A 19,455-nucleotide genomic window follows, 5' to 3' on the forward strand; every position below is an offset into this window, starting at 1 on the left:
AGTAAATGCCTATTTTGGCCAAGAGGTGTATACGCCCGATTCATGGAGTTAGTTTTGGTAATTGTTTGATGCGGTCAACCTCTTCGGTTGTTGGGTTGAAAAACAACGAACCCTCCACGATCAAGGTTAGCAACAAGTGCACGCGATTTTATTGTCTTACGCTTTGGGAATACTGATTTCAAGGTTTTCTAGCAAGTTTATTTGTTAACTTTTCTTCTTCACCCATTGTCTCATGCCTATGTCTTTACCCCCTGACTATAGGGTGATTCCTGTAGCCTTCCCTCAAAACCAGCCGTATGTCTACTGCACTTATTGTTCCCGGAATGCCTGCATTTGGGGAGCCCGATACCGCTTGTTTAGCCGTTACGTTGAGGAGAGAAATGCTACTGATCCGAATGTTCACTCCTCGTTATACTATTATTGATTCCTGAGCCATACGGTGGGGCTAGTTTCCCGCACAAATCAGGTATTATCCATGGATGATTTCATCAACGACATGTTTCGGTCGCAAATCATTCAACTTTAGGAGTACATGCTCAACTGCAACCTCTGGACCTATATCAAACCTTAATCTTGGCGTGGTTAATTGGCATGGACTCCAATCAAGTCTTGTTGCTTTGGTTGTTTTGTCTTTGTACTATAGGGTACACGCCAATGTTTGCACCGACGGGGTAGGGAGGGATTGGATCAGCACACAGGTCTACTTTGGTTTAGGGCAAAAGATTCATTGGTTTGGGTCGTTTCTGGCTTGGTTTATCTTAAAAAATAACGTAATCTTATCTTAGAAAATCTAAACTAGACCGACTTTTACTTGATCCATCCATACATATACCAAACGAGGGTGGCAGTGTCTATGCTGCTGCTGACTGTTGGGCTCACCAACTGCAAGTTGTACAAGGATCCTCCGTCGACGGAGCAGATCGCCGAATCTGCTTTGCCACCCAACACCTTGATCCCAGATCACTGGACGGCAGATGCCACTACCACCCAAGATGTAAGCGAGGATTGGTACCGTGAGTTTGATGACGAGCGGCTCAATGGCTACATCACAGAAGCCCTGGACTCGGCCAATCCAGGAGTGGTCTATCGTCTGGCGCGGATTAGGGCGAGTGAGTCCGGGGTACAACTCGCGCGTGCGGGGCGTGCTGTGTACATGGATTATGGAGCGGGATACGCTGGATCCTATACCTCGGACAACGGCTATTCGCAAAACGCAGGCGTAGGGCTAGCCATATCCTGGGAGGCAGACCTCTGGGGCAAAATCGCCGCAGGCATCGAAGCGGCACAAGAAAACGTAGTGGCTGAGACACACCAGTTGGCCTACACGAGGATGTCTATCGCCGCGGATGTATCGGCGAGTTACTTCACGATTGGGGCGCAATATGATCTGTTGGATTTGGGATACGAGTTCATCGCACTCAATCAGGATATCATAGAAATACTCAAAAAAAGGGAGTCTGTAGGTATCATCGACCAAAAGGAGGTCTATATGGCTCAGGCCAAACTCAATGAAATCAACAGCATCGTCAAAAACACCGAAAATACGTTGCAAGAATCCATTCGTCAGCTCGAAGTAATCCTGGGTAGATATCCTGCCAAGAACCTAGAGGTTTCGTGGCGTCCCGATGATCTGCATGGGGAGGTACAGTTGTCCGATCCGTATAGTCTGCTCAGTAGGCGGCCAGATGTGAGGGCGCTGGAGCACCAAGTGCGACAGGTGTTTTACCTCAGAGAACAGGCCGAACTGGCAAAATATCCTTCGTTGACCTTGACCTTGACTCCAGGTCTGTCTACAGCAGACGGTCTTTTCATTACACCAGTGGCGTCTCTGCTAGGCCCTATACTCAACGGTAAATCCATCCGCGCGCAGGTGGAGCAGTTGGATGCACAGCAGCAGCAACTGGTGGCCAACTACGGTAGTTTGGTGCTACAGGCCTACAATGAGGTCGAAACCAGCCTCAATGCCGCACAACTCTTGGCGGAGCGTTTGGCCTTTGCCAAGGAGGCAGCCGAAGACTACAAAAACGTGTATCAGATCGCACTGGATCAGTATAGCGTGGGTCGTATTGATCTTTTCGATGTATTGCTCATGCAATCTCAATATTTGAGTGCGGAGCTGGATGTAGTGAACCTGAAGTTGATGAACTATCTCGTACGTATTCAATTGTATTTATCCTTGGGCGGTGCCCTTACAAACTAATCTCGCATGGACGGACTCAATATTCTTGCCCTTTGTTTCATGATTCTGATCGCCATCACATTGGTGTATGTGGTCATTTATATTCATGATATTCCCTATCAGATAGCCAAGAAGCGAAATCATCCTCACCAAGAGGCGATCCATATGGCGGGATGGGTGAGCCTGATACTCATGCACGCGATTTGGCCGTTGCTTTGGATTTGGGCTTACTTGTATACGGATGATGGTTCCAATCTCATCCCCAACAAAACCCAAACCGACGACTTGAAAAAGGAAATCGAAGAACTTCGCCGAGAAGTAGAATCCCTAAAGAAAAAATAATGGAAACGATACTTGCTGCACTATACGGTACTCTGTGCTGGTTGATTTTTAAGGTCTTCAAAGTACCTGTCAACAAATGGACCATCACGACGGCTATTTTGGGAGGAGCTATTATGATCGGGGTGCTCATTGGCTTGATGAACTACAACCATCCCTTCACACACAATGCGCGGGTGTATTTCGTCTCTACGCCAGTCATCACAGAGGTGAGTGGGCGCGTGGACAGTGTCTATGTCAAGGGAGGTGGTCAGTCGGTACGCAAGGGGGATACCTTGTTTACCCTCGATGACGAGATCTATCGCAGTAGGGTGCTTGCGCTGTATGCACAGGTCAAACTGGCACGTATCCGACTCAAGGAGTCTCGCCAATTGGCGTCGGTGAGTGCAGGGACCAAGTTTGATGTGGAGACCTATCAGTCGCAGGTAGAGCTGTATGAGTCACAGATCCGTGAGCAGAAATACAACCTTCAGGCCTGTGTGGTCGTGGCAGCTACGGATGGCTATGTGACGCAAAATAGGCTGGTCAAAGGCATGCGGGCGGTGCAGTTTCCTTTGCGGCCGTTGATGACCATCGTCAATACGAGTCAGGGGTTCATTGTGGGGGCGTTTCCGCAAAATCCTTTGCAGCGCGTGAAAGTGGGCAATGAAGCGGAAGTGATATTTGATGCCGTGCCGGGACGGATTTTTTCGGGAAAAGTCATCGAAATGGGGGAGTATATTGCACAGGGAGAGTTGCAGGCCTTCGGGACGATGTATGATTTCGATACGAGTCATGGGCAAGGGGCTGTGCCTTTGCTCATCGAGCTGGATGAGGAGATGCAGGAGTATTTCGTCCCTGGAGGTGCCAAGGCACAAATGGCTGTCTACTCCGAATACCTAGAGCCTGTCAGTATCATACGCAAGGTACTCCTGCGTATGAAGGGATGGATGAACTACCTGGTAGGGGAGTGATCCTTTGTTTGGATTGTTTTACAAGGGCTTCTTGAGGTTTATGCCAAAGCAGGTTCCGCTTTGGTGAGAGGTAGCTTTTTCTTTCCTCTGGCTCGTTTCTTTTTGAGTTTGTTGATCCAGATGATCGTGCCCGTCACAGGGAGTGAGGTCGCAATCAAACAAGAGATGAAGTAGATGATCTTAGAGAAGGTGCCGAATATCTCACCTGTATGTATCGACCGGATCGAATGCATGATTTGGTGATTGAGCGGTTCGTCGGAGAACAGTTCCTTTTTCTTCACCGCTGCGGTCATTTTGTCAAGGGTCAATTCATCTCTGCCCGATACGGCAAAGAACCCTACTTTGGACTTGGCGATGGAGACAGTAGGCTTGTTGTCAGTAGGTAGGTTGATTCTCGTGTCACCTTGGTAGTTTAGCTCGGCGTGGGCTACTTGTAGGTAGTCTTCTAAGGTTAAAGTCGTGACTTGTTGTAGCGGTTGCTTTTCTTTTTTCTTCTCATCACCACCTCTAGGTCCACGCGTAGGTCGTTCTACACTGAAGGTAGCATAGAGCCCATCTCGGTACCAGTCAAATGACCAGTAGAGTCCTGTCAGTGACATGATCAGCAGGATAAAAGCGGAGTAAAAACCAAGGGCATTGTGAAGGTCGTGATTGACCCGCTTCCAGCTGGCTGACCATTTGATTTTCAAGCCTTGCTTCCATGCCTTTACTTTTTGGGGTATCCAGATGATCAGACCTGTGAGTGTGAGCAGAGCAAAGATGACGGTAGACCAGCCGACAATCGGACGACCGATCTCAGTGTCTAGCATCAACCAGCGATGCAGTCTAAATACGACCATGAAAAATTCGCTCGAAGCAGTTTTGCTAGTACCTTGTACTGTTCCTGTGTAGGGGTTGATTAGGTAGTTGGTGCCGCGGCGTTCCCCTTCCTTTCGTACAGAGATGGCGTAGGCTTTTTCTGGATCAGCAGGGATGCTGATCGACGAGGCTTTTCCCTCCTCTACGGTTTTTTCGACGCTAGATACCAAGTCTTTTAAAAGTAAAGTAGAGGCTCCTTGTGGAACCTCTACTTGGTAAATGTCAGCGTTGATAGTCTCCTCGATCTCATGATAAAAGGTGTAGATCGTACCCGTGAGACATACCACGAACAGAACCAGACCAGCACCTATACCCAACCACAAATGAATGTCGTTGAAAAACTTTCTCGTCTTCTTCCAAGGGGTGTTTTGGCCTTTCGTCATGATCTGATGCTGTTTGTGGTCTTTTTGATACTTGTTTTACTTCTTAAAATACACCGATGTAGTGACTACCGTCGACGTTGACTAGTTCTGCACCTTTGGTTACATCACCCGTTTCAGTCTCTACGACGTATATGTTTCCGTTTTTCCCTACAGGAGCTTGAGTGAGGTAAATCTCCGTTCCGTCTACTACAAAGCCTTGGTACTGGAACAAGTAAAAGTCTGCTTCGTAAGGGATGTCTTCAATTTTTTCAGCTGTTTTAGTGTTTAGATCTACCAAAGCAAAGAATCCTTGTGCTCCAGCCACACCTTCAGCAGAACTAGCATCTCGGTACGCCACTACGGCTTTTCCATTGGCAGCAGGTCTCCAAGCTAAGATATAAGCCTCATCTATACCTAAAGCATCGTCCAAACTAAACACATAAGAATCGTCGTATTGGTTGTTTGCGCCAATTTTCAAGATGTGAGAACCATTTGGGTCTCCTTGGTTCGCCTGGTACACATCTCCGTTGTATTCGAAAGAATTGATGCTGCGGTAACCATTCGTGTTGCCGTATCCTACTCCAGATGAAATGACCGTTGGGTTCAACAAAGAAGGATAATCTAGTACAATAGTTTTTGATCCCAATATTTCGTAATCGCTATCGGACTCTCCTGTGGCAGGGTCTACTTTGCTCAAGCGTGCGCCAATGTATAGTTTGTCACCAGCAGCATTCAAGGTAGGCATGTCTATTCTTGAAATATAGTAGCCGTTTGCTTCTTCGTCTTCACTTAAAGCTACAGAGTTTTCCTCGAACCCGGTGATCAAAGAATTTACCAAATCCAAAGTCACTACACCCATGGTAGCCTCCGTGCGAAGGTAGGTGTCATCGGTAGCATCATCTGGTGTGCCATTGTCATCAAACTGGTGTTCGGTGGATACATATACGGCAGACCCTGTTTTGTCCCCATCGAACAACTTAATCCATCTTGGCGCAGAGCCTACATAGGGAGCAATGCTTACTTCAGTACCCGTTTGAGTGAAGTTTTGTCCACCTTCAACCGTGTATTTCGTGTAGTTTCCACCTGTATCACCAGCATAGCTGATGTTAAACATGGTGCTACCGTCTTCTGAAGACTGTAATCTGGCTGTTCGGTTAGATGGCACAATGAATCCATTGTCAAAAGGAGCTATAGATACCGTAGGGTCTTTGGCTTCTTCACTGCTTAGCGAGTAAATCAATGTCCCTCCGTTACCGTCACCAGGATTGTCTCCCATTCTTGCTGCCGCTACAGTGATCCATCTAGATTCAGTTGGTTCTGGTTCTGGATCAACGCCATTGTCGTCTGTAGTACAAGCTGTCGTTAGCCCAACTGTTAGCAGTGCAATGGAGCTCAACGTTTTATAATTCAAAAAGCTTCGTTTCATATGTAGATGTATTAATAGAGTTAAAATTTATTGATTCTGTAATTTATTTTTAGATAAAAGGCTCTACCTGGCTTTTGCACAGACAGGTTGTCGTATACGGGTTTGTCAAATATGTTTTTGATGTCAAAACTCGCCACAAGTTGGTTGCTTGGGAAGACATAACTCATCCCGAAATCTTGCGCCAATTGCATGGGGATTTTGAAAAAGTCATCTCCTACAGTATTGGCCCCTTGAGGTACCAAGTATGAAAATTCATCGGTAAAGTACATGGTGTAGAAAAGGTTTAGCCGCGCGTTTTTTTGGATTAAATCTTTTATCGAATAGCGCATACTGCCATTCATGGTAAAGAAGGGCGTATTGGGCACATCTATTTCTACACCTCTGTTGATTACTTTCAATTCGAAGTGAGAAACATTGAAATTGAGTCCAAAATTGTTGTTGTATTTGTACTCCAATTGTGCCTCTACTCCTTTGGATGTTCCATTGCCCTGGTTTTCGTACAAGATGGTTTCGTCGTTGACATTCAAAGATGTTTCAATAGGCAAACCAATTCTGTCTTTGATGTTTCTTGTAAAGAGATTGGTGGAAATCGTAAAGTCATGTCTGTTGATAGTAAATGTTCCAAACCTAAAGCCTAGATTATAGTTGTTGCTCAGCTCAGGTCTGATACTGGGGTTGGCGACTACATTGTCACCATCATCACCAAACACTTCACTTTCATTGGGCAACCTGATCGCTTTTTCTGCAGAGGTTAATAGTATGATATTTGGAAGGATGGCGTAGGAAATAGTTACACCATAGCCTTGGTCTTTTGTATGGGCACTTGTAACATCATCTTCTATTTCATGGGTGTCTTCATTAACCTCAGGGTCTATGTTTACCGTTTTTTGTTGGTAGTATTTTCCAAACACATTGGTTTTTAGCTTGTCATTAAAGGTATTGAATTCGTAGGTTGCTGAAATTATATTTTTATGCAGATCCCTTGTTCCTTTGAATGTGTTTTCCAAAACGGATCGTAAAGCATCACTATCTTCCCTGTCAATACCGCTGTATACATGGTTTAACAAAATTTTGTGATGGCTGTTGATGGTGTAGGACAATCCTGTTCTAATGGAAGCTACGTTTCTTTTTATTTTTGCCAAGGTAGGAGCCCCTTCTTGTTGAGAACCCCAAGTGTACTTGTATTCATCGCCTCTAAAATCAACGGCTCTTTCTCCATTCCAGCTATATGCCCAAGCGACTGTATCACTAAGGTTGCGATTTCGTTTGCCGTATAGGCCATGGGCATTTATGTCCAGACCTTTCACAAGAAAGTCTTTCTTTTGGTAAGTGAGGTTGGCCAGCATAGCGTCTGATTCCATGAATCGATCCTTATAGGGTGTAATGGTCATAAAAGCACCATGTTGGATCTCTTTGTAATCACTAGACCCTGTAAAGCCAATGAAAGCCTGGTCAGCCCATTTTACATTGGTATAGCCTATTTGTACCATTCCTCCAGTGGATCTATATGCATCATTAAATCTTTTGGCTGTGACGGGTGTTTGCACGCCACCTATGCCTGTGACTACCACGCTTCTGCCTGAAACCTCATAGTCATTGTCGGAGTAATTATAGAAAAGAGAGGCTTTGACGGTTAGTCCAGATTCTTCAAAACGGTACAAGCCATTGACACTGGCTTGGAAGGTGTTGAACGACCCGTAAGAAACCGAAGCGTTGAAATTGGTTTTGGTTTCTTTGTGCAGGACTATATTGATCGCACCACCCAAAGCATCGTCAGCCAAGTGTCCAGGAACTACGCCTTTATATACTTCAATATTCTTAATCATGGATGGCGGAATACTGTTGAGGTTGAATGAACTGCCATAGGTAGAGATGGGAATGCCATCGATAAAAATCCGCACTGCACTCCCGGACAATCCGTTGAGACTATAGCTAACATCAGAGCCTAAACCACCATTTTGGCGGATTTTAACACCCACGGTCGTGTTTAACAATTCGTTGGTTTGAATGTTTCTTAGACTAGCTTCTTTTGTTTCGATCACATTGACAGCAAATCCTTTTTCCTCTATGACTGTAGCTTCGGATTTTCCATAGACCACTACTTCGTCCATTTCCGTAGCATCCTCTTGCATCTGGATGTTGAGTTTGACCTTTTGATTGTCGGAGATGTGTTGTTGGATGATTTGCTTTTTGTACCCTAGTCCACTGATATGGAAAGCATGGGAGCCTGCTTTTAGACCTTCGATTAGGAAATTACCATCAATATCCGTTGCTGCACCTTTTGCTGTTGTTCCTACTCTTACACTCACTCCAGGTATTGGAATGTTGTTTTGGTCAACGACCGTGCCATGCAGTTTGCCGTTTTGAGCCCGAGCAGTATGCGAGGTGAGCCCTAGAGCCAGCATGGCTAGTATGAGGAGGAGATTGTTTTTCAATGGTTATTTAGACTTGTTAAAAATAACGAGCCGCAAACATACCTCGGAAGATTGCACTTGTCAATCACTACTAGTAGTGAAAAATTACTTAAGGATGTGGTTTTGGAGGGTGTATACCCATTTGACGGGAGGTATCAAGGTGTTTTTTCGAGGAAGGAGGGAGGAAGTGAAAAAGTAACAATGACTTTTTTGCCAGTCAATCCTTCGAAGAGAGGGACGAGGAGGTCTTGGGCATTTTCACGAGTCTGATCTAGGATGCCCATGTCCATGGCGGAGCGGCGAATGCTCGATTCGGCTTCTTGGTAGAGTCGTTCCATAAACAGTGCACGGTCTGCGCTATTCATGTAGTCGATTTGCAAGTCATATATACGAGATTTTTCTAGGTCGATTTTGAAATGACAAAGTTCTGGGGTCGGCAGTTTGATGTAGAGTGTGTCATCGAGGAGGGTGATTTGTTTTTTGGTGATTTTGGACAAGTCGATGCAGCCCACTGCAATGCCGCGACTGATGAGGACTGCCTTGGAGTCGGGGACGGGTTTGTATTTGAAGAGCTTGAGGTCGATGTAGTCTGCTACTTGTTTGATCTCTGTGATTTCTTGGAAATTGTATTTGACCAATTCTAGTTTGCCGATCTGTTCGGAGCGTGTCAAGATGCTGGATTGATGAATCTCTTGAGGTGTGCTGTGGTCGGAGGTGAAGAATTTTTCGTCGACCCACATCCATGAAATGACGCCAACGAGTAGTAGCCAAGGCAAGACAAGGAGTATGCTGCGCAATAGTTTGATCATGGCTTCAAATTAGGTATTATTCTCGAATAACGGGCCATTGGAACAGCAGCGACTCTCTGGTCAGTTTGTATTTCGGATCAGTCTGTATTTCTGGGGGTCAATAAGTCATAATTAATTTTCTTTGCTAGAAAAAAGCATTGGAAAAGGAGTTATTGAGTCTATTATTACCTGAGGGTATGTTGGATTATTTCGAAGTAGTGTCCATGAGGCTAAAGGACAAAACGTATTTCATTTATTTGGAAGAGAAGAATATCCACCCTCAGCAGTTCAAAGGAGATAAATTGACCTCCAAAGGATTCTTTGATGAGGTTTCCATTCAAGATTTTCCTCTTCGCGGCAAGCCCTGCTATCTTAAGATCAAGCGTAGGAAGTGGCTCAATGAGGATACTGGCAAAAATGTAAGCAGGGATTGGAAAATGGTAGCAACAGGTACGCGGATGACAGAGGAATTCGCGCTTTTTTTAAAACGGAACTCCTGGATTCCAAGCCTATAAGCTGCAAGCTGGTTGCCGATCTATTTCATCTCAATAGTAAACAACTCGAACACCAATATGTCTTCTGTTTGAGCAATTTCATGCAATGGTCTCAACGGGAGCACGCTTCTGATTGGATATTGTTCCCCGAAAACATGGGCACTCATTTAAGTATTGATGAGACTGCTCTCTCACAAGGAGAGCTTTATACAATTGTGACCAATAAAGCAGCAAAAGGAAGGAAAGGTAGCTTAGTTGCTTTGGTCAAAGGAACTGATAGTGAGCAAGTAAACGCGGTATTGAAGCAAGTTGACAGTACTTTAAGGCGCAAAGTCCAAGAAGTCACACTGGATATGGCTGCTAGCATGGAAAAAATAGTTAGACGCAGCTTTCCAAAAGCCCAGTTAGTAACAGACCGCTTTCATGTTCAAAAATTGGCCTATGATGCGGTACAAGAAATGCGCATTGCTTACAGATGGGAAGCCATCGATCAGGAAAATAAAGAAATTGAATTGAGTCGTGAAGCAGGTAAGTCTTATGTTGCCCATCGACTCGAAAATGGCGATACAGAGAAGCAGCTTTTGGCTAGAAGCAGGTACTTGCTTTTCAAAAGCGAACACAACTGGACTGTCTCACAAGTCCACCGTGCAGAGATACTCTTCAAACGCTATCCTTCACTGGAAAAAGCCTACAAACTCTCAAGAGAACTCGCTTACATTTATCAAAGTAGCAACCTCAAAGGAGTTGCATTCACTCGTTTGGCACAGTGGTATGACAAGGTAGAAAAGGCAGGCTTCAAGTCCTTCAACACAGTGGCCAGAACAATACAAAACCACTATCAGAGTATTCTCAATTTCTTTGATCATCGAAGTACCAATGCGTCAGCAGAATCTTTCAATGCCAAGATCAAGGCCTTTAGATCTCAATTCAGAGGTGTTCAAAACGTAGAATTTTTCCTCTACAGACTATCTAAAATTTATGCGTGATTTTTTCAATCCCCCAAGTTTACAGACTGATCCTAAGAAACAATGTCGAACAATGAATCATACATGACGAAGTGATCTTGGATCAGCCTCCAAGAAATTCGGGGGCCGAGTGAAAAGTCTGTATAGGTAGAGGCGAAACGAAAAAAGCCACTCGTATGAGTGGCTTCTGAAGTAGTCCGTAGGGGAATCGAACCCCTGTTACCAGGATGAAAACCTGGCGTCCTAACCCCTAGACGAACGGACCATTACTCGCATAAAAAGAGCGGCATTTGAAAACCGCTTTTTGTAGTCCGTAGGGGAATCGAACCCCTGTTACCAGGATGAAAACCTGGCGTCCTAACCCCTAGACGAACGGACCATTTTGTAATGGACTGCAAAGATAGATTTCCTTTTCTATTTTGCAAATGTGGGTTTTAACTTTTTTAAATATTCTGTAATTTTTTTTCAATCCACCGCTCTGTACTAAGTTTAAACCATGAACTTGATTGAAGTCAATACTCCTGTTTTGGAAAAGGAATTTATGCTCTATCCGGTGGAGCTGTACCGAGACAATCCTTTTTGGATTAGGCCTTTGGACAAGGATATGCGCTGGGTGTTTGATCGTCAAAAAAACCCAACTTTTGCGCATGGAGAGTGTGTGCGCTGGGTGCTGCAAGAGGAGGGAGAGACGATTGGACGTATTGCGGCATTTGTCAACAACAAGACGGCCACCAAAGACAATGACCAGCCTACAGGCGGTTGTGGATTCTTTGAGTGTATCAATGACCAGCAGGCTGCCAACATGCTTTTTGGCGCAGCGAAGGCCTGGCTGACCGAGATAGGTATGGAGGCTATGGATGGACCGATCAATTTCGGTGATCGAGACAAATGGTGGGGATTGCTCGTCGATGGGTACGATATAGAACCCAATTACCAGTGCAATTATCAATTGCCCTATTATCGTGAGTTGTTTGAGGGGTATGGTTTTGAGGTGTATTTCAAGCAGTTTACGTTCATTCGCAATACATTTGATCCCTTCCATCCCAGGATACAGCACAAGGCAGACATCTTGAATCAAGATCCTGATTATCGCTTCGAGCATTTGCGAATCAAGCACTTGGGCAAGTATGCGGAGGATTTTAGACGGGTATACAACCAAGCTTGGGCGCATCACGATGGTGTGGTAGAGATGACTCGTGAAGAATCTGCGGCGATCATGAAACAGATGAAACCTATCTTGGATGAGAAGATCATTTGGTTTGCTTACTATAAGGAGGAGCCAGTGGCCTTTTATGTCAATCTCCCAGAGGTGAACCAGATTTTCAAGCATGTCAATGGTAAACTCAACTGGTTAGGTAAACTCAAGTTCGTTTGGCACAAGATGCGGAAGACCAACAAAAAGATGCTTGGGTTAGTGTTTGGCGTAGTGCCTGCTCATCAGGGCAAAGGTCTGGACGGTGCACTCGTCATGGCGACTGCCAAGATGGTGCAGCAGGATTACAAACGGTATCCGGTTTTGGAGATGAACTGGATCGGAGATTTCAATCGCAAGATGATACTGGTGGTTAAGCAGATTGGGGGCGATATTGGCAAAACACACCATACGTACCGCTATCTTTTCGATAGAAATAAGCCGTTTGAGCGTATGCCTATCAAATAGTAGGATAGGATTGTAATAAACCGCGACAGTCCTACCACTAACTCCATGAATTGAAAAATTGAATGAAGTCGGATTTCCAGCCTTTTTTGAACGAGCACCATAGGATCATAGCCAAAGTCTGTCGAATCTATACCGATACGTCCGAGGATTTCAATGATTATTACCAAGAGTGTGTGATTCAACTTTGGAGGTCTTTCGATTCGTTTCGGGGTGCGTCCAAACTTTCGACTTGGGTATATCGTGTCTGTCTCAATGTATGCCTGTCACAATTGCGCATCAAGAAAAAGGTAGTCGTCGAGACCCGCGAATTTGTACCCGAGCAGATAGAGGAGAAGGATACCGTTGAAGAGGAGCAACTCAGCATGCTTTATACAGCGATCAAACTTCTCAAAGAATCAGATCGCGCAATTATTCTTCTGTATTTGGAGGAGAAGAGTTACAAAGAAATGGCCGAGATTCTCGGTATCACAGTGACCAATGTAGGGGCCAAAGTAAACCGTGTGAAAAACCAATTAAAGCAGATTATCGATGGAAGAACTGGATATTAAGCAAATTTGGAAAAAAGGAAATGAGACCGAAGAGGCGGGGTATTCTGTGGAGGCTATTGAGTCTATTATTCGTCAGCGCCCTCAAAACATCATCTCTCGGTTTGTCAAAAACCTCCGCATCGAGAAGTGGCTCAACCTGGTTGTGCTCACTGCGGTGTGTATTTATTTAGGCTACACTCAGATGTGGGTGATGGCTGCTATTATGCTCACCTTCAACTTGCTTTTCTTTTTCTATTATCGAGCACTGATTCGTGAGTTGGATCAAAAAATCATCGATCAAGATGTCGTGCGCTACCTCAATGAGGTACATAAGAGTATTTGTCGCTTTTTTAAGCACTTCAAAATTACTCTGGTTGTGGTAGGGATGGCTGCTTTTGCTTTTGGGTTCTACATCGGTTATACCCAAAACGATAAGTATACTTCTGTTTTTGTCGAAGACAACTGGTGGAAGTGGGCGTGGGGAGCAGTAGTGATCGTCTCGAGTATGGTGTTTGCCTATTTCATGTTTCAGCACATGTATGGCAAAAAGGGCCGCCAAATCAAAGAAATGGTCGAGTCCCTCAACCGAGACGAAGTGGAGGGTTAAGTGAGGGTTTGGTCTTTGGCAACTTTGATGATGTCGTTGTAAGATATGCCCATATGGGAGTTGTCGTATACTGCTTTGCCCTGCGATATGACTATGATCTGTGGAGATTGGTGCATCACTCCGAGTTGTTCGGCGATGGCATTGGATACATCTCTGTGAGCGATCAAGTCAAGGTAGTAGGGAGTCAATGGGGTTGCTTCTTCCTCGTTCCAAGCACGCTCGATACGGTTGAGTGCCATGCTGCTGATACTGCATCGTGTGCTGTGCTTCATGATCATCACAGGATGAGTGTGTGATGCAGCGATGAGTTCGGAGAGTTGATCGGTAGAGGAGAGTGTTTTCCAGTTCATGTTTCAATTATTCCAAATGTCCTTTTCGTCCTTATCAAACTTAGCCTTATTGACTTTGTCCTTAACTGCGTCGGGTTGTGTTTGGTTCCCAAACATGCGGACCCAAGCGACATTTATTTTCCGTTTGGATTCTCGGACCGTGTGATTACTGTCATTTTTGGCAGAGAGATAGCGTGCACTCGGGTGTAGGTCATCCGGCTTTTTTTGATGTTTGACTTTGACGGTATAGTTCGCAATTTGATAGTTGGGGGACTCTCGTAGTGTTCGGTTGCTATATTTTTGATAGCTCCGGATGTTTTGGTTGTGCTTGGCGATGTTTTGCGATCGAGTGGGTACAGGGGTTACCTTGGGGCCTTCATAGTCTTGTTCAAATTGCTTCTTGTATTTCGCTTTGTCGATCATGACATTGATTGATGAGAGAAATCCAATTTTGTAATTGCTCGCGGGGTCTTTGACGTAGGATGGAGGTATAGAATATCTCGGTCGTACTTTATGCACGCCGACGTCTCCCGCGTTGTTTCGTGTATAGCGGGGTCTGACCCTTGAGTGATGTCCCATTTCTCCAGCATTTTCTTTGGAGAAGCGAGGCTTGATTTTTTTGTCTTCGCCAAATTGTCCTGCATTGGTCTGACTGAATCTTGGATTGACGTTCCATTTATGTCCCACTTGTCCTGCATTCTCTTGTGTAAAGCGAGGACTTTCCTGTTTTTTCTGTGGGTAGCTTCCCGCTTTGTCTTGAGTGAATCTTGGGTTGACGTTCCATTTGTGCCCCACTTGTCCTGCATTCTCTTGCGAAAACCTAGGAGAAATCTTGGTCTTCTTACCCGAACGGCCAGGCTCTGCCTGAGAAAACCTCGGGTTGACCTTCCATTTGTGACCAACCTGCCCAGCCATTTCTTGGCTGTATCGAGGGTTGATTTTTTGTTTTTTGCCTGATCTGCCTGGTTGAGCTTGGGAGAAGCGAGGGTTGACGTTGACTTTGTGGCCCGCTTGTCCAGCATTGTTTTGCGAAAAGCGCGGGGAGACTTTTGTCACTCGTCCTGATCTGCCTGGATTGCTTTGGCTGTATCGTGGGGAAACTTTGGTTTTGTGGCCCGCTTGCCCAGCGTTGTTTTGCGAATAGCGGGGGTGTACGGAGTACTTGGATTTGGATCGCGAGGGTTGGCTGTATTTTGGATTGATGCGGGTGGGTTTGTTGGAGCCAGCCATGTTGGTGCTGGTTCTTGTTTTTGGTGCTTTGGCGACCGATGGCTTACCTTTTCCGGAGGATTTTTTGATGTGTTTTTTGAAAGGAGAAAATCCCTGACGCTTGCTTTTTGCTGTTTTGAGTTTGTTTCGGTCCTCGAGCAACTGGGCATAACTCACCTCTGTGGATAGCATGACTATCATCAATCCTATGCCCAACAAGAGGAAATTGCGTTTATTCATAAATATTACACCCTATAACAGAACGGAAAGTTAGTAAATTATTTTAACCCTACTGGGAAAAAATAGGACTCTGCTGACCTATGTCGTCCAGATGTAGCGGAATGTCAGTACCGGTGAAGATCAAGTAGCTTTTGTTTGAGACGAAGTTTGGGTAGATAGTTGTCCTCTAGTGGCTTTGCAAAGGGTACGGGTGTGTCGAGGCTTGCTTCGCGCATCACGGGCGCATCCAATGACTCGAAACAATGCTCGCTGATCCATGCGGCGATTTCCGCGCCTATTCCTCCTGTCAAGGTGTCTTCATGGAGGATGAGTACTTTGTTGGTCTTGTTGACCGAAATCCGTACGGTCTCTTGGTCCCATGGGAGCAGGGTGCGTAGGTCTACGATCTCCGCGTCAATGGTCTCTAACTCTGTCAAAGTGTCGATGGCCCAGTGTACACCCATGCCGTACGTGATGACGGTGAGATCTTCGCCGCGCGTCACGTAGCGTGCTTTTCCTACCTCTACAGTGTAGTAGTCTTGAGGTACGTTTTGTGTCTGCGAGCGATAGAGTGCCTTGTGTTCAAAATAGAGATAGGGGTTTGGATCCTCTATCGCTGCATGGAGGAGCCCTTTGGCGTCATACGGCGTAGAGGGGTAGACGATTTTGAGTCCAGGTGTATGGAAAAACCAGGACTCGTTGGATTGAGAGTGGAAAGGCCCCGCACCGACACCTGCGCCTGTGGGCATGCGGATGACTACATCGGCAGGTTGGTCCCAGCGGTAGTGACTCTTGGCGAGGTTGTTGACGATCTGATTGAACCCACAGGTGACGAAATCAGCAAATTGCATCTCGACAATGGCTTTCATTCCTTGTATGGATAGTCCAAGAGCTGATCCGATCACTGCCGATTCAGAGATGGGGGTATTGCGAATGCGTTCTTTACCAAATCGCTCAGCAAATCCTTCTGTGACCTTAAATACCCCACCATATTCGGCGATATCTTGCCCCATGAGCACGAGCTCTGGGTGACGCTCTAGGGCTTGTTCTAATCCTTCGGAAAGCGCATCTACGAAACGGAGCGTGTTTTTTCGTCTGGATTTGGGTAGGGTGATTTTTTGTTTGTAAGGAGCGTAGAGGTCTTGCTCTTCTACTTTTGTGTCGGCTGTGACGGGTGCTTCGGCGTTGCTTTGTTGTAGCGCGAGGGTGATTTTGTCGTTGAGTTCCGTTTTGATTTCTTCGACCTGTTTTGCAGTCATCAGGCCTTGTCCCAGCAAAAAACTTTCATAGTTATCGATGGGGTCTTTGGAGGTCCATTTGTCGATGAGTCCTTTGGGGTAGTATTTTGTTCCACTTGCTTCTTCGTGTCCTCGGATTCTAAAGGTCATGCATTCGACCAAGATGGGCTGAGATTGATGACGTGCGGTCTTTGCGGCTTCCTCGATGGTGTGGTAGACCTCAAGTAGGTTGTTGCCATCGACTTGTCTAGTCTGTATCCCATAGCCAGGGCCTTTGAGTGTGAAGGAGTCAAAGTTAAACTGTTCGTGGCTTGGTGTGGAGAGGCCCCAACAGTTGTTTTCGATCAAAAAAATGACGGGGAGTTGCCAAACAGCCGCAAGATTGACTGCTTCGTGAAAATCTCCTTCGCTGGCCCCTCCATCTCCTGTGATGACTAGTGTTGCTTTTTGTTGGTTGCGGAGTTTGTGCGCTAGCGCTATACCATCGGCGACTCCCATTTGAGGCCCGAGGTGTGAGATCATGCCTACGAGATGATGGGCTTGGGAGCCAAAATGAAAGGAACGGTCCCGGCCTTTGGTGAAGCCACTGGACTTGCCTTGAAACTGAGCAAATAGTCGGTCTAGAGGGACTTCTCGCGTGGTGAAGATGCCTAAGTTTCGGTGCATGGGTAGAATGTATTCGTCGGATTGCATCGCGAGTGTCGCTCCGACCGAAATGGCTTCTTGTCCATAGCCCGAAAACCATTTACTGATTTTGCCTTGTCGCAGGAGAATCAACATTTTTTCTTCGATCAGTCGGGGTAGTAGTAGTGCTCGATAAAATGCCAGTAGATCGGCCGAACTTAGGTCTTTGGTGTCGAATTTCATCTAGTATAGTGTGGACTGTGATTGGGAAATCGAAAGCAAATCTAATGACGATCCCTTACTACACTCCTTTTCGCAGAGATTTTATCATAAAATAGAGAAGTGCATTGAATACCCGATTAGGATTATATTTTTGTGGCGAATAAAGAGGATTATGGAATATCAAAGTTTTGTATTGGACAATGGGTTGAAGGTCATCGTACACGAAGATCATTCGACGAAAGTCGCAGTGTTGAATCTGATGTATGACGTGGGGTCGCGAGACGAAGATCCTGAGAAGACTGGGTTTGCTCATTTGTTTGAGCATTTGATGTTTGGAGGATCAGAAAATATTTCATCCTTTGACGAGCCGCTGCAGAAAGTAGGGGGCAACAACAATGCTTTCACGAGCCCGGATATGACCAATTATTATGTGACCATTCCTTCCAATAATCTGGAGACTGCTTTTTGGCTGGAGTCAGACCGGATGAATGCCCTGTCGTTTGATCCAGAGGTGCTCGAAGTGCAGCGCAAAGTGGTGATCGAGGAGTTTAATCAGCGCTATCTCAACCAACCCTATGGCGATGCGTGGCTCAAGCTACGGCCTCTTGTGTATCAGAAGCATCCGTATCGTTGGGCGACCATCGGCAAAGAGATTGCACATATCGAGCACGCGACGATGGAGGATGTCAAGGCGTTTTTTTATAAGTATTATATTCCAAACAATGCCGTTTTGGTGGTCGCAGGAGATGTGACGTATACTCAGGTCAAGACTTTGAGTGAGAAGTGGTTTGGGCCGATTCCGGCAGGGGAAGCGTACCATAGAGATTTGCCCCAAGAGCCGATACAGACCGAAGAGCGCATCTTGCATATCGAAGGAGATGTGCCCCTCGATGTTTTTTATAAGTGCTATCATATGGATGGCAAATTGGGCTCGATGTATCATACAACCGATATGTTGGGGGATATTTTGGGTAGAGGCAACTCGTCTCGCTTGTATCAGGCACTGATCAAAGAGCAGGCTCTATTGAGCTCCGTCAGTGCGAGTATCACAGGTTCGACAGATACGGGCTTGCTGGTGATATCAGGCAAACTCAAAAGTGGAGTGTCCTTTGATGCAGTGGAGGAGGCTCTGCAGAGAGAGTTTGATCGTCTGATAGAGGAGGGACTCGTAGAGGGAGAGCTTGATAGGGTGAAAATGCAAGCCGAATCTTCCCATGTTTTTTCAGAGGTAGAGCTACTCAATAGGGCAATCAACCTAGCCTACTTTACGATGCTAGGAGATACAGATTTGATGGATCAAGAACTAATCAAGATCAATGCTGTGACCGAAGAAGGGGTGATTGCCAATGCAAAAAAAATGTTGAACAAAATCAATTGTTCAACATTGTATTATCATGCAAAGGGTAAGGCTTAAGCCTCTTTCCACTTGATGGTACATCCGATGGCTTTGGTGGTGGTGGTTTTGATGGGCTTTCCTTCGAGTAGGCTGTTGACTGCATCTTCTACGTAGAACTGATTTGCATTTGTTGCACTGCGTGCATTGTTGTCTACTGCACCGATGTATTTTACAACCATGGCCTGGTTCTCTTTGTGGAGAACAAACACATGTGGTGTTTTCGTAGCACCGTATGCTTTGGCCATTTCTTGCGATTCGTCATACAGGTATGGGAAAGAATAATTACTCTTTTGGGCCAGTTTGACCATTTCTTCAAAGGAGTCCCCAGGTTGTACCGTTTTGTCGTTGGAATTGATCGCCAGGACTGGGTAGCCTTTGTCTGCGAATTTCAGATTCAAATCGTTGATTCGAGTCTCGTACAACTTAGAGTAGGGGCAGGTATTGCATGTGAATACCACGATGAAGCCCTTCGCGTTTTTGTAGTCCGACGTGGAGATGATGGATCCGTCTACGTTCTTGAGTTTGATTTCGCCTACAGTATCTCCGATGTTGTATCCGTCACCAGATGGAATTGAGGTATAGCTGGTCAAGATCAACAACAAGGTGACCAGTGTAAGTGGTTTGAAAAGGAACAGGTGTTTCATGA

At 45.7% G+C, this 19,455-nt stretch carries 17 protein-coding genes and 2 tRNA genes; 9 read left to right on the forward strand and 10 right to left on the reverse strand.

The genetic code is table 11. From position 1 onward, the window contains the following. The first annotated feature begins 811 nt into the window (after positions 1–811). Genes BFP72_RS00750 through BFP72_RS00760 form a run of 3 tightly spaced genes read left to right on the forward strand, consistent with a single transcriptional unit; the run spans position 812 to position 3,471 of the window. A complete protein-coding gene (locus tag BFP72_RS00750; protein ID WP_143519890.1) occupies positions 812–2,200 on the forward strand; it encodes a TolC family protein in 1,389 nt (462 codons plus the stop codon). Between the two features lie 6 nt (positions 2,201–2,206). Continuing rightward, positions 2,207–2,521: a DUF3302 domain-containing protein gene (locus BFP72_RS00755; protein ID WP_099597283.1), complete on the forward strand. Its 315-nt coding sequence runs from the start codon at positions 2,207–2,209 to the stop codon at positions 2,519–2,521. Continuing rightward, the gene (locus BFP72_RS00760) at positions 2,521–3,471 is read left to right on the forward strand and encodes an HlyD family secretion protein (RefSeq protein WP_099597284.1); all 951 of its coding nucleotides are present in this window, start codon (positions 2,521–2,523) and stop codon (positions 3,469–3,471) included. Before BFP72_RS00755 ends, BFP72_RS00760 begins: the two co-directional genes overlap by 1 nt. A gap of 38 nt (positions 3,472–3,509) precedes the next feature. On the opposite strand, the gene BFP72_RS00765 is transcribed toward BFP72_RS00760, so the two are convergent. From BFP72_RS00765 to BFP72_RS00780, 4 genes are all read right to left on the reverse strand, one after another. Continuing rightward, a complete protein-coding gene (locus BFP72_RS00765) occupies positions 3,510–4,712 on the reverse strand; it encodes a PepSY domain-containing protein (RefSeq protein WP_099597285.1) in 1,203 nt (400 codons plus the stop codon). 43 nt (positions 4,713–4,755) lie between these two features. After that, on the reverse strand, positions 4,756–6,117 hold the full coding sequence (locus BFP72_RS00770; RefSeq protein WP_099597286.1) for a hypothetical protein: 1,362 nt from the start codon (positions 6,115–6,117) through the stop codon (positions 4,756–4,758). 20 nt (positions 6,118–6,137) lie between these two features. Continuing rightward, positions 6,138–8,552 (reverse strand): TonB-dependent receptor domain-containing protein, encoded by a 2,415-nt coding sequence (locus BFP72_RS00775; protein WP_221406450.1) that lies wholly within the window; start codon positions 8,550–8,552, stop codon positions 6,138–6,140. Positions 8,553–8,686: 134 nt separating this feature from the next. Further along, positions 8,687–9,340, reverse strand: coding sequence for a DUF4230 domain-containing protein (locus BFP72_RS00780; RefSeq protein ID WP_099597287.1), 654 nt, complete (start codon positions 9,338–9,340; stop codon positions 8,687–8,689). A 152-nt stretch (positions 9,341–9,492) separates the two neighbouring features. On the opposite strand from BFP72_RS00780, the gene BFP72_RS00785 reads away from it, so the two are divergent. Further along, the gene (locus BFP72_RS00785; protein WP_255397137.1) at positions 9,493–9,834 is read left to right on the forward strand and encodes a transposase; all 342 of its coding nucleotides are present in this window, start codon (positions 9,493–9,495) and stop codon (positions 9,832–9,834) included. Positions 9,835–9,914: 80 nt separating this feature from the next. Further along, positions 9,915–10,799 (forward strand): transposase, encoded by an 885-nt coding sequence (locus BFP72_RS00790; protein WP_221406537.1) that lies wholly within the window; start codon positions 9,915–9,917, stop codon positions 10,797–10,799. 172 nt (positions 10,800–10,971) lie between these two features. Here the strand turns inward: BFP72_RS00790 and BFP72_RS00795 are convergent. After that, positions 10,972–11,043 (reverse strand) — tRNA-Glu (locus BFP72_RS00795). A 42-nt stretch (positions 11,044–11,085) separates the two neighbouring features. Beyond that, a tRNA-Glu gene (locus BFP72_RS00800) sits at positions 11,086–11,157 on the reverse strand. A 117-nt stretch (positions 11,158–11,274) separates the two neighbouring features. Between BFP72_RS00800 and BFP72_RS00805 the strand changes: the two genes are divergently transcribed. From BFP72_RS00805 to BFP72_RS00815, 3 genes are all read left to right on the forward strand, one after another. After that, positions 11,275–12,438, forward strand: a complete 1,164-nt coding sequence (locus BFP72_RS00805; protein ID WP_099597290.1) for a hypothetical protein — start codon at positions 11,275–11,277, stop codon at positions 12,436–12,438. A 62-nt stretch (positions 12,439–12,500) separates the two neighbouring features. Then, entirely contained in the window at positions 12,501–12,986 is a 486-nt protein-coding gene (locus tag BFP72_RS00810; RefSeq protein WP_099597291.1) for an RNA polymerase sigma factor, read from the forward strand. Further along, complete coding sequence (locus BFP72_RS00815) at positions 12,967–13,572, forward strand: hypothetical protein (RefSeq protein ID WP_099597292.1); 606 nt, start codon at positions 12,967–12,969, stop codon at positions 13,570–13,572. Before BFP72_RS00810 ends, BFP72_RS00815 begins: the two co-directional genes overlap by 20 nt. On the opposite strand, the gene ytxJ is transcribed toward BFP72_RS00815, so the two are convergent. From ytxJ to BFP72_RS00830, 3 genes are all read right to left on the reverse strand, one after another. Then, positions 13,569–13,922 (reverse strand): bacillithiol system redox-active protein YtxJ, encoded by a 354-nt coding sequence (gene ytxJ / locus BFP72_RS00820; protein ID WP_099597293.1) that lies wholly within the window; start codon positions 13,920–13,922, stop codon positions 13,569–13,571. The two genes, BFP72_RS00815 and ytxJ, sit on opposite strands and share 4 nt — an antisense overlap. Positions 13,923–13,925: 3 nt before the next feature. Then, complete coding sequence (locus BFP72_RS00825; RefSeq protein ID WP_099597294.1) at positions 13,926–15,350, reverse strand: hypothetical protein; 1,425 nt, start codon at positions 15,348–15,350, stop codon at positions 13,926–13,928. Positions 15,351–15,454: 104 nt separating this feature from the next. Beyond that, positions 15,455–17,434: a thiamine pyrophosphate-dependent enzyme gene (locus tag BFP72_RS00830; protein WP_099597295.1), complete on the reverse strand. Its 1,980-nt coding sequence runs from the start codon at positions 17,432–17,434 to the stop codon at positions 15,455–15,457. 151 nt (positions 17,435–17,585) lie between these two features. Between BFP72_RS00830 and BFP72_RS00835 the strand changes: the two genes are divergently transcribed. Next, positions 17,586–18,827 (forward strand): M16 family metallopeptidase, encoded by a 1,242-nt coding sequence (locus BFP72_RS00835; RefSeq protein WP_369824000.1) that lies wholly within the window; start codon positions 17,586–17,588, stop codon positions 18,825–18,827. On the opposite strand, the gene BFP72_RS00840 is transcribed toward BFP72_RS00835, so the two are convergent. Continuing rightward, entirely contained in the window at positions 18,824–19,453 is a 630-nt protein-coding gene (locus BFP72_RS00840; RefSeq protein ID WP_099597296.1) for a thioredoxin family protein, read from the reverse strand. The two genes, BFP72_RS00835 and BFP72_RS00840, sit on opposite strands and share 4 nt — an antisense overlap. Positions 19,454–19,455 lie beyond the last annotated feature (2 nt).

It is taken from the genome of Reichenbachiella sp. 5M10 (assembly GCF_002742335.1).
In the GTDB taxonomy this organism is placed as follows: domain Bacteria; phylum Bacteroidota; class Bacteroidia; order Cytophagales; family Cyclobacteriaceae; genus Reichenbachiella.

Bases quoted from the DNA above. Each gene is read 5' to 3' on its own strand.
- BFP72_RS00755 (WP_099597283.1), top strand. From the start codon at position 2,207: ATGGACGGACTCAATATTCTTGCCCTTTGTTTCATGATTCTGATCGCC.
- BFP72_RS00760 (WP_099597284.1), top strand. From the start codon at position 2,521: ATGGAAACGATACTTGCTGCACTATACGGTACTCTGTGCTGGTTGATT.
- BFP72_RS00765 (WP_099597285.1), bottom strand. From the start codon at position 4,712: ATGACGAAAGGCCAAAACACCCCTTGGAAGAAGACGAGAAAGTTTTTC.
- BFP72_RS00770 (WP_099597286.1), bottom strand. From the start codon at position 6,117: ATGAAACGAAGCTTTTTGAATTATAAAACGTTGAGCTCCATTGCACTG.
- BFP72_RS00780 (WP_099597287.1), bottom strand. From the start codon at position 9,340: ATGATCAAACTATTGCGCAGCATACTCCTTGTCTTGCCTTGGCTACTA.
- BFP72_RS00790 (WP_221406537.1), top strand. From the start codon at position 9,915: ATGCAATGGTCTCAACGGGAGCACGCTTCTGATTGGATATTGTTCCCC.
- BFP72_RS00805 (WP_099597290.1), top strand. From the start codon at position 11,275: ATGAACTTGATTGAAGTCAATACTCCTGTTTTGGAAAAGGAATTTATG.
- BFP72_RS00810 (WP_099597291.1), top strand. From the start codon at position 12,501: ATGAAGTCGGATTTCCAGCCTTTTTTGAACGAGCACCATAGGATCATA.
- BFP72_RS00815 (WP_099597292.1), top strand. From the start codon at position 12,967: ATGGAAGAACTGGATATTAAGCAAATTTGGAAAAAAGGAAATGAGACC.
- ytxJ (WP_099597293.1), bottom strand. From the start codon at position 13,922: ATGAACTGGAAAACACTCTCCTCTACCGATCAACTCTCCGAACTCATC.
- BFP72_RS00825 (WP_099597294.1), bottom strand. From the start codon at position 15,350: ATGAATAAACGCAATTTCCTCTTGTTGGGCATAGGATTGATGATAGTC.
- BFP72_RS00830 (WP_099597295.1), bottom strand. From the start codon at position 17,434: ATGAAATTCGACACCAAAGACCTAAGTTCGGCCGATCTACTGGCATTT.
- BFP72_RS00835 (WP_369824000.1), top strand. From the start codon at position 17,586: ATGGAATATCAAAGTTTTGTATTGGACAATGGGTTGAAGGTCATCGTA.
- BFP72_RS00840 (WP_099597296.1), bottom strand. From the start codon at position 19,453: ATGAAACACCTGTTCCTTTTCAAACCACTTACACTGGTCACCTTGTTG.